This window comes from Leifsonia sp. NCR5, assembly GCF_002105485.1.
Classification (GTDB): Bacteria; Actinomycetota; Actinomycetes; order Actinomycetales; family Microbacteriaceae; genus Leifsonia.
In genome coordinates this window covers 22,214-34,764 of record NZ_NCSR01000026.1, presented here as the reverse complement: position 1 = coordinate 34,764, position 12,551 = coordinate 22,214, and the positions used below count along the sequence as shown (strand labels likewise).

The window sequence follows — 12,551 nt, the reverse complement described above, 5'->3', positions numbered from 1 at the left end:
AGGGAGGCGAGCCCCGCAGATGGTCACTTCTTGGGGATCGTGATCCAGTCGTCGCCGTTCAGCTCCCAGGCGTTCTTGCCGGTGACGAGCTTGATCGGCCAGCCTGCGGTGTTCCCGTCGTGCACCTTGGCGGTGCCGAACGTGTACGGCGTTCCGACCATCGGGTTCTCGATCGGCTTCATGTCGTGCAGAGCCTTCGTGACCGAGTCCCTGGTCACGTCGCCCTTGATGCCCTTCGCGACCTCGATGAAGTACTTGGCCGCGAGGTATCCACCCTGCGAGAACGAGGTGAGCGGGATGTCGTTCTTGGTCATCAGGTCGCGCCAGTCCTTGTTGATGTCACTGGATGCGTCGGTGAACGGGTAGAACTCGGCGGGGACGTAGATCCCGGCTCCCGCGTCGCTGACCGCCTTGGCGAAGTTGTCGCTGTACACGCTGGTCAGGTAGAGCCAGTTCACGTCCTTCCAGCCCTGCGCGTTCGCCGCCTTGACCTGGGCGATGGCGTCCGGCTCGACCGGGTTGATCGCGAGAGCCTTGCAGCCGGCGTCCTTCGCCTTCACGATGTACGGGGTGTAGTCGCTGGCCCCGTACGGCACTGTGTCGTCGACGTAGAGCGGCTTCTTGCCGGTGATCTCGGTCCATTTGTCGATGGCCTTCTGGTAGGCGGGGCGGGTGCTTCCCGCGATCTCCAGCAGCACGCAGATGTTGTCGAGCTTGGCGACCTCGGAGCCCCAGTACAGGGTGAGGGTCATGTCGTTGAACGGCCCGACGTTGGCCGGCGAGATGTTGGGGCTGTCGAAGCAGCCGGTGTCCACCCCGACGCCCGGGATGGAGAGGATCTTCTGCTGCTCGTAGTACTTGGCGTTGATCTCGCACTCGATCAGGCTCGCGGAGCCGACCATCGCCACGGCCTCGTCGCTGCCGACGATCTCGCGGGCGTTGGCGGATGCGGTGGCAGGGTCGCCCTTGTCGTCGAGCGCCTTGTAGTCGATCGGGTGACCGTTGATGCCGCCCTTGGCGTTCTGGTCCTTGAAGACCGCAGCGGCGGCGAGCGATGCCTCGGGGAACGTGGCTGCTCCGCTCTTGGTGTTGACCGATCCGACCACGATCGGGGACTTGCCGTCGCCGCTGCCTCCGCCGCTGCAGCCGCTCAGCACGAGTGCTGTTGATGCCGCGAGCGCCGCCGCCGCGTAGATCAGGTGTTTCCTCATGCGCTTCCCTGCCTCTCGGGTTGCGCCACGACCACTTCGTCGTGGCATCTCGACTGAAACCTATGGCCGGGTGTGTCTCCGGGTGTTGCCTGTGGCTGCACCCTTCTTGCCCGTCCGCGCTCTCCCGTCGCTACTGCACCGCATCCCGGACCAGCGCGGTGTCCGTGAACTGCTCGAACGCGACGACCTTGCCGTCCGCGAGCCGCCAGACGTGGGCGACGCGGGCTTCGAAGGAGCGGCCGGTGGCCCTGTTGGTGCCGCTGTACGTGCCGAGGCCGACGATGGTGTCCCCGCCGTCGACGAGCTCGGTGATGGCGGCCGTGTAGCCGTCCCACTCGGCGCCGATGCGCTCGAAGACGCCCGCGCGCACCTGTTCCGGTCCGATGTACGTGCCCGCGTATGGGAACCCGGCCATCTCGGTCCAGCGGGCGTCCGGAGCGAGCGGGGTGAGCATCCCGTCGATGTCTCCGCGGTCGGAGGCGGCGTAGTGCGCCGCGATGATGTCGTGATTGCGTGTCATGCTGCTGCTCCAGTCAGTGGATGCGGTCAGTGGATGCGGTCGATGCGTGCAGTGGATGCGGTCAGACCGGCTGCGCGTCCGGGTACGAGACGGAGCCGAGCGGGTAGATGTGGCCGCCCGCGCGGGAGTGCTCGGACTCGCCCGCGCCGTTCAGCCCGAGGAAGATGCCCGTGGTGCGCAGGTCGTAGCCGAGGTCGTGCAGCCACACGCTGGCGACGGCGATCCGGAACTCGCGGAAGCAGAACAGGTACAGTCCGTCGGCGAACTTCCACACGGTGGAGAGGTCCATGTCGCCGTGCCCGCGCTGCACGCCTTCCAGGCACTGCCAGGCGTAGCGCTGCGACGACACGTAGACGTGCTCGTAGAGGTGCTGCGGGCTGTAGCGGTAGATGTTCCTCTTGCCGATCAGGTCGCGGGACGGAGCTGGCGCCTCCCCGGTGGGATCGCCGGCATCGGTCACCGCCGCGTGGAATGTCTGCCGCACCCGCGGGGTGCCGTCGACGTCCTCCTCGCCGATCACCGAGTGCGCCACCAGCGCGCGGTGCGTCCGTGTCGAGTAGACCACCGTGATCGTCTCCCGCTCCACGCTCGTCAGCGGCAGGTTGACGAAGACGACGTCGTCGCGCACCGCGACCGCGTCGTACGGGTCCGTCCCTCCGGAGCCGATGGCGCCGGAGGCGGTCCAGGTCGCCGCGTCCGCGTCGAACGCCAGCGACAGTGTCGAGCCGTCGTCGAGCGTCAGCGTGAGCGCGGTGCCCGCCAGGTCGGTGTTCGGCAGCCGGTAGGTGTCGATGCCCGCGGCGAACTCGTCGTAGGTGCGCCACTCGTCGGTTGCCGGGTCGTGGGTCGCCTGGTCGTGCTGGATGTCCGTCATCGCATTCCTTTCGTGGTGCGCGTCTCAGCGCAGGGAGTATCCGCCGTCGATCAGCAGGTCGGTGCCGTAGCAGTACCCAGCGTCGTCGGACAGGAGGTAGAGGGTGCCTGCCGCGATCTCCTCGATGGTCGCGAAGCGCCCGGGCACCGTGTTCGGCAGCCACTGCGCGTGCAGGGCGCTGTCTCCGTCGAGGAAGGGTGTGGAGACGTAGCCGGGGGAGACCGTGTTGACCCGCACCCCGCGCGCGCCCCACTCGACCGCGAGCGTGCGCACCATCGCCGTCACTCCCGCCTTCGCCGTGTTGTAGTGAACGGTGCGCTGCGGCACGTTCACCACCCGGTTGCCCGACATGGATGCGACGGCCACCATGCTGCCCCGCCCCGCCGCGAGCATGGCGGGCGCGAACGCCTGCAGCGTCAGGAACACCCCGCGCAGGTTCACCGCGAGCACCGCGTCGAACTCCGCGATCGGCAGCTCCTCGGCGGCCGTGTCGGACCCGCGGATGCCCGCGTTGGCGACCACGTGGTCGATCCGCCCTCCGCTGAGCGCGAGCAGGTCGGCCGCCGCATTGGCGACGCTGTCCGCGTCGGAGACGTCGCAGGGGATGTGCTCGCCGATCCCTCCCGGTTCGACGTCGAGCCCGAACACCGTCGCGCCCTCGGCGGCCAGCGTGGAGGCGATGCCCCTCCCGATGCCGCTCGTGGTGCCGCTGACGGCGACAACGCGCCCGCCGAACCGCCCGGCCCGTCCTGCCCGCTCGCCGGTCATCGCGCGACCACGCTCACGCCCGGGTCGATCACGGCTTTCAGCACTCCGCCGTCACGCCGCTCGATCACGTCGTACGCCGCACGCACCTCACCGAGCCCGAACCGGTGGGTCACCAGGGACTCGTATTCGAAGTCGCCGCGTTCGAGCATCCGGATGGCCGGCTCGAAGCCTCCGGCGGACAGGAACGACGGCAGCAGGTCGATCTCGCGGGTCAGCAGCTCCTCGTCGGCGAGGAAGGTCACCGGAGCGTTCGCGCCGCACGCACCGGCGAGCACCACGCGCCCTCCGCGCCGCACCAGCCGCACGGCCTGCTGCTGCGCAGCCGTGGCTCCCGCGATCTCGATGACCACGTCGGCCAGGCGTCCGCCGAGTGCGGAGGAGACCGCAGCCACCGGGTCGGTCTCGCGGGAGTTCACCACGGCGTCCGCTCCGAACCGCATCGCGAGCTCCAGCCGGTTCGCGCGGGTGCCGATGACGATCACGCGTCCAGCGCCCGCCGACCGGGCGGCAGCGGCGGCGAGGATGCCGACAGGGCCCGGCCCGATCACCACGACCGACTCGCCGGGCGCCACCCGCCCCCGCGCGATGGCGCGGCAGGCGACGGCGAGCGGTTCGGTCAGCACGGCGCGCTGCCAGGGAAGCGCATCCGGAAGCCGGTGCACCACCGCCTCGCGCGGCACGAACAGGTGCTCGGCGTATCCGCCCCACAGGCCGGGGGCGACCGTGCGCGGGATGTTCACCCCCAGCTGGCGGCCGTGCGGCAGCCCGGAGGCCGGGTCGTCCGCCTCGCACAGGTTGTAGCGGCCTTCGCGGCAGCGCGCGCAGACCTGGCACGGCAGCAGCATCTCGACGGCGACGTGGTCGCCGACCGCCAGCCCGCGCGCCTCGGCGGCCGCGTCGCCGATGCCCGCGACCTCCCCGACGAACTCGTGACCCGGCACGAGCGGGAACGGGTCGCCGATGTGTCCGGCGAGCAGGTGCAGGTCCGTCGCGCACACGCCGACGAGGGCGACGCGCAGGATGAGGTCATCCGGCCCCGGCGTAGGCAGCGGCTGCTCGGCGGTCTCGATCACGCCAGCGGACGGGAAGACCACCTGTCTGCTGGTCGGGGGAAGGGCGGTGCCTGGCATGCGGGTTCCGTTTCCGCCCGCGCTGCGTCGCGCGGGTCGCACCCATCGTGCTCACGCGCATCCATCGGCCTCAACCGCCCAGCCGCGATCATGCCCCGACCGTCAAGCCCCGTTCCCTCCCCGACAAAGAATCGAGTCCGAACTTATTCACGCGACACGCCGGGGCGGGGCGTGAACAACTTCGGACTCGATCGTCAGGCGGCGCGGCCGGAGGCGCGCAGTTCGCTCGGCGACTCGGCGTAGGTCGCCTTGAACACCCGGGAGAAGTGTGCGGCGTCCACGAACCCCCAGCGGGCGGCGATCGCGGCCACGGGGCGGTCGCCGTAGAGCGGGTTCAGCAGGTCGCGCCGGCAACGTTCGAGCCGCCGGGTGCGGATCCATGACGACACCGTCGTGCCCTGCTCGCGGAACAGCCCGTGCAGGTGCCGCGTGGAGATGAAGTGCGCGGCGGCGATCTGCGTCGGACCGAGGTCGGTGGACGCCAGGTTCGCGTCGATGTAGCCCCGGATGCGCTGCATCAGCGCCTGGTGCGGGTTGCCGGGCCCGCTGGTCACGTCGAGCTCGTTGGCGAACATCGTCGTCACCAGGTCGAGCGCGCTGTGGGCGAGCCTGGCGCCCGTCGCGCCGTTGAGCTGCTCGAGGTTGCCGACCAGTTGCGCCAGGAACGGGACGATGATGCTGCCCACGCCGGACTTGCCGCTCATCTTCACCGCGGTGAGCTGGGCCACCACGTCGGCGGGCAGGTCGATGAGGTGCTTCGGGAACATGACGACCATCGTGCGGAAGTCGTCGTCGAACACCAGCGAGTACGGCCGGTGGGTGTCGTAGACGGCCAGATCGCCCGGCTGCAGCACGGCTTCCCGGTTGTCCTGGATGAGCAGACCGGTGCCGGACAGCTGCAGGCTCAGCTTGAAGTAGTGCCGATCGGAGCGCGCGATCAGCTCCGGCGTGCGCTCGACGACGTGCTCGGCGGCGCTGACCTCGGAGACGTGCACCTCGTCGGCGCCCGCCGACCGGATGCGCCCCCAGAACGGGTCGGGACGCGAACTGGTCACGTGCAGCGGCACGAACGACTCGGACACCGCGGTGCGGAATTCGCTGAAGTTCCTGGCGATGGAGGTGGTCACGCGGTTGGCACGCGGCTGACCGGCGGCCTGCGTGGCCGGGCCGGGCTGCATGATCTGGCCAGGCTGCATAGTCGGGCCGGGCTGCGTTGTCTGGTTGACGGCCTGCGTTGTCGGGTTGAGCACGGGGTTACCTCACCTGATCGGGACGACACTGTATACGATCCGTGATACGGATCGTAGCACGCGAACCCCCGCGCGCTCCGGCCGGACCGTGCGGGCGCGGGCAACAGGGATGCGCGGGCGGCACACCGGGAGAACGGCGGCCTTCGTAGCCTGACGGTATGACCAGCGCCACCGTCTCGCCGCGCCCGGCCGCGCGCCGCATCCCGAGCGTTCCGCTGATCGTGCTGCCGGTGCTCTCGCTGCTCGCGACGGCGGCGATGGCGGCGGACATGGCGGGTTCTGCGATCGCCGTCCCCCTGGTTCCCGGAGCCGTCTGGGCCGCTGGGTTGTTCGTCATCGCCGCGGTGGTCGCTGCCACGGGACGCAGGCGCGGCCAGGCGCGGTTCGCGGTCGAGCCGTTCACGATGGCGCTCATGGTCGTGCTCGTGGCGCTCCACCGTCACGACGGCGCCGCGTCGGCCGCTGCATCCACTGGCGCGGCATCCGGCGATCCGCACGCCGCTCACCTCGGCGGCTCCTGGCTGCTGCTCGTCATCGCCGTCGCGGTCGCCGTGCTCACGGTCGTCTGCCTCGCCTGCGCCGTGCGCCTCGCAGCGACGCACGGCATCGTCGCGGCCCTGCTCCCCGTCGCCTCCGCCGTCGCGATGTGCGCGATGACGACCTGGATGCTCGTCGCCTGACCTCGCGCGCCTGACCCCTACAGCAGCGTCTCGATCCCCAGCCTCACCACGTCGCCGAGCCCGACGCCCTCCTTCTGCCGCACGGAACCCTTGATCGCGACGATGTACGACCCGTCCGCCGACTCGGGGAACACCGACGTCGACCACCGCGAGCCGCCGAGCGTCACCATCACCTTCACCGAGCCGAACCCGGCGGGTGGATGCGGTTGCAGCCGGATGTCCTCCGACACGTCGAGCGGCAGCCGGGCGAACACCCACAGGTCCCGCCTGGCCTCCCACCGCCACAGTTCCGCTTCGAATTCGTATCGCACACCGGCCATGCCACCACTCTGCCTCACCGGGGCGGTTTTCCGACAGAATGGAAGGGCAGGGCGGCGCCGCTCCTTTCCGCGCCGCCTGCGATCCGAGGAGAGGGATGCGCTGGCCGAACTGGTTCCGCAAGCGCGCGGTCACGCCGCGCACCCGGCCGTTCGACGAGGACGCGCTCGAGGAAGCGGCTCCGCCGACCCTCGAACAGTCCGTGGAGGAGGGGATGCTCCTCGCCGACTACGCCACGAGGATGGCGGTGAAGAACCACATCGTGGTCGACACCATCCAGCAGGACAACCCGTTCGACCCCGCCAGGCACACGGCCCAGGCCGCCGACATGCTGCGGGAGCTCGCCGACGAGCAGGACCAGGCCGCCGAGCGGGCGGCCGAGGCGCGGCTCGCGGTGGCGGGGCTGGGCGGCGACGCGACGCACCCGCACGACTACCGCGACGTCGATGCGGGCAACCTGGCGCTGCGCGAGGAGGCGGCCAGGGCGCTGGCGACGGCACTGCGCGCGAAGGCGGACTCCGAGGAGGAGCTGCTGAGGATCGTGGAGCGCGCCAGGCAGGACGCCTGGGACGAGGTGGGCCGCGCCATCCAGGCCGGACTCGACGCGTTCTCCGGCGCGGAGGCGCTCAAGGCCAACTACGAGGAGGAGCGCCCCGCTCGGCTGCGGCTGCTGATCTGGCGCGACCTGGCCAAGCTCGAGGAGGAGCGCGGCGGATACTGAGCCGGTCGCGCTGGCGCGCAGCTGCGCTGCCGCTCAGCCACGCAGCGACACCGGTGGGACGAGGTCGGCGATCTCCTCGCGCATCCACCGGTTCCCGGATGCGCGTTTCTCCTCCCGCGTCGTGAACCGGTAGAGGAACATCCTGGCCCGCACGGCCCGCGGCGGCATTCCGCCGAACGGGTCGGTGCGTAACAGGCGCAGGGTCGGCCCATCCGCCTCCAGCAGCCGCAGCAGGAACATCTCGAACCACTCCGTGTCCCTCGACCCGAGCGCGAGGAACCACATCAGCCAGTCGAGTCGCAGATGGTACGGCGCGAACTGTCGCGGGAGCCGCTTCACGTCGCCCGGCTTTCCTTTGAACGCGTACTCCCGCCAGCGCGCATCCGGATCGTTGGGGTCGTCCTCGGTCCCTTCGACGATCACCTCGAACCGCTCCTGCGTGACCGTGCCGAACGCCCCGTACGCGTTGACGAGATGCCACCGGTTGAAGCTCGCGTTCATCAGCTGCCTGCGCGCGAACAGGTTCCGCAGCGGCTGCCAGCTGAGGCCGACGATCAGGATGCTCGCCACCAGCACCACGACCGCGTACCAGCCGGGCACGCCGTCCGCTCCGATGCCGCCCAGCCGCGCGCCGCCGAACAGCCACGAGAACGACGCGTCGTCCACCGCCGAGAACGCGAGCACGATGGTGATGACGTTCAGCCAGGCGAAGTTGCCCGTCGCCACCAGCCACAGCTGGGTGAGGATCACGACCGCCGCCGCGATGCTGGCCACCGGCTGCGGCGCGAACAGCAGCCACGGCACGATCAGCTGCGCGAAATGGTTGCCGAGCACCTCCAGCCGGTGCCACCACTTCGGCAGCAGGTGGGCGGTGCGGCTCAGCGGGTTCGGCATCGGCTGGGTCTCGTGGTGGTAGTACAGCGCGGTGAGGTCGCGCCACGACCGGTCGCCGCGCATCTTGATCATCCCCGCTCCGAACTCGAGCCGGAAGACCAGCCAGCGCAGCAGGAACACGACCGTCACCGGGGGAGCGGTGTCGAGAGCGCCGAGCAGCGCGACGGTGAACCCCGCCTCGCAGAGCAGGCTCTCCCAGCCGAACCCGTAGAACGTCTGCCCGATGTTCACGATCGAGAGGTAGAGGAACCAGACGAGCAGGAAGACGGGCAGGAACACCCAGGTCGGCGCGAGCTGCGGAACGCCGGCGACGATCAGCGCCGAGAGCGCTGCGCCGGTCCAGGCGACGGCGAGGAGCATCCGGTCGGAGTATCGGCGGCGGAAGATGGTGGGCTGGCTGCGCGCGTATGCGCTTCGCAGGAAGCGCGGGGCGGGGAGCAGCCCGTGCTCACCGAGCAGCGCGGGGAACTGGTTGACCGCGGAGACGAACGCGATCAGGTAGATGGCGGCGACGCCCCGCTCGAGGATCTCGCGCGCGATCGTGTAGTCGGTAGCGGCCAGCCACCCGAGAACGTCCACGCGCACCACCTCGCCAGGAAACGCGCTTCACGATACGCCGCGCCCGGCGGGCGGTCCAGGTGCGGGTCAGGCGGCGAGTTCGGCGTCCAGGCTGATCGCCCGGTGGTCGGAGGCTCCACGCGGCAGCACATCCACCCGCTGGATCTCGAACCCGGTGGACGTGACGAAGTCGAAGTATCCGGTGAAGAACTTGTAGCGCAGGTAGGTCGGCTCGGTACTACGGCTGAGGGCGTAGCCCGCCGTGGTCAGGTGCCGCTCCAGCCCGCGGATGAACCAGGGGTAGTTGAAGTCGCCGACCATCACCGACGGGATGTCGGCGGCCAGGGAGCGCATCCCGGCGTGGGCGGCGGCGATCTGCTTGCGCCGCAACGAGTTGGATGCGGTCAGCGGCGCCGCGTGGAACGACCCGACGAGCACGTCCTCCTCGGTCTCCCTGTCGTGCAGGCGCACCGCGAGCAGCCGCTCGTTGGCCGGGGCGAGCACGCGGTCGTGCACCGACTTCTGCACGGCGAACACCTTGGTGTCGAGGATGTCGTAGCGGTCTTCGCGCACGTAGACGGCGAGGCCGAGACGGTTGGTCCTCGTCGCGTCGGCGAGGATCAGGTGGTGAAGGCGTTCGGGAAGCGCCTCACTGTCGCACTCCTGCAGGCACAGCGCGTCGACGTCGTAGGTTGCAGCGATGTCCGCGAGCTCGTGGCCTGCCGCGTGCTTGCGCAGGTTGTAGCTGACGATCTTCAGGGGAACTCCTCGTGTCTCGCACCCCGTCTTCGGGGACGCCTCATCATTCTCACCCACAACGGTGCCGAGACGCGCTCGCGCGCCGCTTCGCACACGGAATTCACACGAGTGTCATCGGCTTCGACGACCGGACGGGTACGGTGTGAGCATGGCAGGCGACGCAGTTGTCCTCACGGTCCCCGGTCCGCACGGCGAACGCGAGGTGCGGATCTCGAGCCCCGGCCGCGTGCTGTGGCCGGAGCTCGGCATCACGAAGCTCGACCTCGCGAACTACTTCGTCGCGGTCGGCGACGCGTTCGTCCGAGCAAACGGCGACCGGCCGGTGTCGCTGCAGCGTTTCCCGGAGGGCATCGACGGCGAGCAGTTCTTCTCGAAGAACCCGCCGAGGGGCGCGCCGGACTACGTGCGCTCGGTGATGGTGGTCTACCCGAGCGCCCGCTCGCATCCCCAGCTCGTCATCGACGAACCGGCCGCCGCGGTGTGGGCGGTGCAGATGAACACGGTGGTCTTCCACCCGTGGCCGTCGCGCGCGGAGAACTCGGACAACCCCGACCAGCTCCGCATCGACCTCGACCCGCAGCCCGGCACCGACTTCGGCGACGCGATCCCCGCGGCCATCGAGCTGCGCGCCGTGCTGCGCGAGGCCGGCCTGGATACGTTCATCAAGACCTCCGGCAACCGCGGCCTGCACGTGTTCGCCCCGATCGAGCCGACCCACGAGTTCCTGGATGTGCGGCACGCGGTGATCGCCGCCGCCCGCGAACTGGAGCGCAGGATGCCCGACAAGGTCACGACGGCGTGGTGGAAGGAGGAGCGCGGCGAGCGCATCTTCGTCGACTTCAACCAGGCCAACAGGGACAGGACGATGGCGGGCGCATACAGTCCGCGCGCTCTCGCCCACGCCCCGGTGGCCACGCCGATCACTTGGGACGAGCTGGAGTCGACGGACCCGCGCTCGCACACCATCCTGACCATCCCGGAACGGCTGGCGACGGTCGGCGACCCGTGGGAGACGTTCGGCGACAAGCCGGGCCGCATCGACGAGCTGCTCGGCTGGTGGCAGCGCGACCTCGACGACGGCCTCGGCGAACTACCGTTCCCTCCCGACTACCCGAAGATGCCCGGCGAGCCGCCGCGCGTGCAGCCGAGCCGCGCCAAGAAGCCCTAGCCGCGCGCCGCGACGTCAGCTGAGGACGTCTCCGAGGTCGTAGGCGATCGGGCGGTCGAGCTGCTCGTAGGTGCAGGAGCGCGCGTCGCGGTCTGGACGCCAGCGCTCGAACTGGGCGGTGTGGCGGAACCGCATCCCCTCCATCTGGTCGTAGCGCACTTCGAGCACGCGCTCCGGCCGCAGCCGCACGAACGACACGTCTTTGCCGGACGAGAACCTGCTGCGCTCCGTCTCGCCGGTGACGGTCTGCCCGTCGTCGTCCCGGAGCACGAGCGGGTCGAGTTCGTCCACCAGTTCCAGTCTGCGCTTGTCGGTGAACGCGGAGACGCCCCCGATGTTGCGCAGCTCGCCGTCGGAGTCGTACAGGCCGACGAGCAGGGACCCCACCCCTCGCCCGCTGGTGTGGATGCGGTAGCCGAGCGCCACGACGTCGGCGGTGCGGTGGTGCTTGACCTTCAGCATGGTGCGCTTGTTCTGCGCGTACGGCGCCGCCAGCGGTTTGGCGACGACCCCGTCGAGCCCGGCGCCTTCGAACTCGACCAGCCAGCGGCGGGCGAGGTCGACGTCGGTGGTGGTCCTGGTGAGTTCGATGGGAGCGGGGAGGTCGCCCGCGAACGCTTCGAGCGCGGCACGGCGCTCCGAGAACGGCCGGTCGAGGTACGACTCGTCGCCGAGCGCGAGCAGGTCGAACGCGACGAAGGTGGCCGGGGTCTGCTCGGCCAGCAGCTTCACCCGGCTCGCGGCGGGGTGGATGCGCTGCGACAGCGCCTCCCAGTCGAGCCGCTGCGCGCCGGGCTCGCCGGTCGGCACGACGATCTCGCCGTCGAGCACGCACGGCCCGGGCAGGATGCGCGCGAACGCCTCGACGAGTTCGGGGAAGTACCGCGTGAGCATCTTGGAGCCTCTGCTGCCGATCTCGACGCTCTCGATGGTGCCGGTGCCGTCTGGGTTGCTGGTGCCGGTCGCGTAGACGATGGCGCGGAACCCGTCCCATTTGGGTTCGTAGCTGAGCCCGCCGTCGACCTTGTCCGGATCCGGCACGGTGGGGACGGCTTTCGCCAGCATGGGGGCGACCGGTTGGGCGGGCGACGGGTGCGTTGGCTCCATGCGTCGATCATCCCGCGTCGGCAGGCCGGGCGGAACCCTTGCGTTCGGCACCGTGCGCTCGGCGACCCTGCTGGCCGGTCGCTGGGCATCCGCTCGGAGCCCTTCGGTGTTAGGTAAGGCTCGCCTATACTGAAACCACGATGTACCGACCCGATCACGCGAACCACACCGCGACCACCGCCCACCACGACGACCGTGTGCAGTTCCTCGTCGTCGGTGACGAGTCGTCGCTGACCGAGCTGGAAGCCGAGCTCGCGCTGCTTCCGCTGTGCGCTCGCGGCCGGGTGTTCGTGGAGGTCGGCGACGCGGACGACATCGTCCGGCTGGCCACCCCGATGCGCATGACGGTCACCTGGCTCACCCGCCACACCCGCAGCGGCCGCCCGGGCACCGGCGAACGCTGCGCCAGGGGAGAGGCCGCCACCCGCGCGGTCCGCGCCTGGACCACCGAGATGCTCTGCGACGGACCGGGCGAGACCCGCGTCATCCTGACCGGCGGCTTCGCCCTGGTCTCCGAGGTGCGCGACCACCTCGAATCGGTGGTCGGCATGCCCGCCGACGCCATCGTCGCCCCCGCCTACCACTGACGGCGC

14 protein-coding genes are annotated in these 12,551 nt (G+C 70.1%); 4 read left to right on the top strand and 10 right to left on the bottom strand.

Going from position 1 to position 12,551, the window contains the following annotated elements:
• Positions 1-23 precede the first annotated feature (23 nt).
• The 6 genes from B7438_RS17425 to B7438_RS17400 form a co-directional block, all read right to left on the bottom strand.
• Entirely contained in the window at positions 24-1,211 is a 1,188-nt protein-coding gene (locus B7438_RS17425) for an ABC transporter substrate-binding protein (RefSeq protein ID WP_085370951.1), read from the bottom strand.
• A 130-nt stretch (positions 1,212-1,341) separates the two neighbouring features.
• Positions 1,342-1,731 (bottom strand): nuclear transport factor 2 family protein, encoded by a 390-nt coding sequence (locus B7438_RS17420; RefSeq protein WP_085370950.1) that lies wholly within the window; start codon positions 1,729-1,731, stop codon positions 1,342-1,344.
• A 61-nt stretch (positions 1,732-1,792) separates the two neighbouring features.
• Complete coding sequence (locus B7438_RS17415) at positions 1,793-2,605, bottom strand: MoaF C-terminal domain-containing protein (protein WP_085370949.1); 813 nt, start codon at positions 2,603-2,605, stop codon at positions 1,793-1,795.
• Positions 2,606-2,629: 24 nt separating this feature from the next.
• Positions 2,630-3,373, bottom strand: coding sequence for an SDR family NAD(P)-dependent oxidoreductase (locus B7438_RS17410; RefSeq protein WP_085370948.1), 744 nt, complete (start codon positions 3,371-3,373; stop codon positions 2,630-2,632).
• Positions 3,370-4,503, bottom strand: coding sequence for a zinc-binding dehydrogenase (locus B7438_RS17405; protein ID WP_085370947.1), 1,134 nt, complete (start codon positions 4,501-4,503; stop codon positions 3,370-3,372). The genes B7438_RS17410 and B7438_RS17405 overlap by 4 nt, the downstream gene beginning before the upstream one ends.
• 194 nt (positions 4,504-4,697) lie before the next feature.
• On the bottom strand, positions 4,698-5,681 hold the full coding sequence (locus B7438_RS17400; RefSeq protein WP_085370971.1) for a helix-turn-helix domain-containing protein: 984 nt from the start codon (positions 5,679-5,681) through the stop codon (positions 4,698-4,700).
• A 230-nt stretch (positions 5,682-5,911) separates the two neighbouring features.
• Here B7438_RS17400 and B7438_RS17395 point away from each other — a divergent pair, with 230 nt between their 5' ends.
• Entirely contained in the window at positions 5,912-6,433 is a 522-nt protein-coding gene (locus tag B7438_RS17395) for a hypothetical protein (protein ID WP_085370946.1), read from the top strand.
• 17 nt (positions 6,434-6,450) lie between these two features.
• Here B7438_RS17395 and B7438_RS17390 read toward each other — a convergent pair whose 3' ends face one another.
• Positions 6,451-6,753 carry a DUF1905 domain-containing protein gene (locus B7438_RS17390; RefSeq protein ID WP_085370945.1) on the bottom strand — a complete coding sequence of 101 codons (303 nt, stop codon included), beginning with the start codon at positions 6,751-6,753 and terminating at the stop codon, positions 6,451-6,453.
• Between the two features lie 95 nt (positions 6,754-6,848).
• On the opposite strand from B7438_RS17390, the gene B7438_RS17385 reads away from it, so the two are divergent.
• On the top strand, positions 6,849-7,472 hold the full coding sequence (locus B7438_RS17385; protein ID WP_085370944.1) for a hypothetical protein: 624 nt from the start codon (positions 6,849-6,851) through the stop codon (positions 7,470-7,472).
• 33 nt (positions 7,473-7,505) lie between these two features.
• On the opposite strand, the gene B7438_RS17380 is transcribed toward B7438_RS17385, so the two are convergent.
• Positions 7,506-8,945: a lipase maturation factor family protein gene (locus tag B7438_RS17380; protein ID WP_143466030.1), complete on the bottom strand. Its 1,440-nt coding sequence runs from the start codon at positions 8,943-8,945 to the stop codon at positions 7,506-7,508.
• 66 nt (positions 8,946-9,011) lie between these two features.
• On the bottom strand, positions 9,012-9,683 hold the full coding sequence (locus B7438_RS17375) for an endonuclease/exonuclease/phosphatase family protein (protein ID WP_085370970.1): 672 nt from the start codon (positions 9,681-9,683) through the stop codon (positions 9,012-9,014).
• Between the two features lie 148 nt (positions 9,684-9,831).
• Between B7438_RS17375 and ligD the strand changes: the two genes are divergently transcribed.
• Positions 9,832-10,851 carry a non-homologous end-joining DNA ligase gene (gene ligD, locus B7438_RS17370; protein ID WP_179150861.1) on the top strand — a complete coding sequence of 340 codons (1,020 nt, stop codon included), beginning with the start codon at positions 9,832-9,834 and terminating at the stop codon, positions 10,849-10,851.
• Between the two features lie 15 nt (positions 10,852-10,866).
• Here ligD and B7438_RS17365 read toward each other — a convergent pair whose 3' ends face one another.
• Positions 10,867-11,958, bottom strand: a complete 1,092-nt coding sequence (locus B7438_RS17365; RefSeq protein ID WP_256922101.1) for an ATP-dependent DNA ligase — start codon at positions 11,956-11,958, stop codon at positions 10,867-10,869.
• 140 nt (positions 11,959-12,098) lie between these two features.
• Between B7438_RS17365 and B7438_RS17360 the strand changes: the two genes are divergently transcribed.
• Complete coding sequence (locus B7438_RS17360; protein WP_085370942.1) at positions 12,099-12,545, top strand: SIP domain-containing protein; 447 nt, start codon at positions 12,099-12,101, stop codon at positions 12,543-12,545.
• Positions 12,546-12,551: the final 6 nt, after the last annotated feature.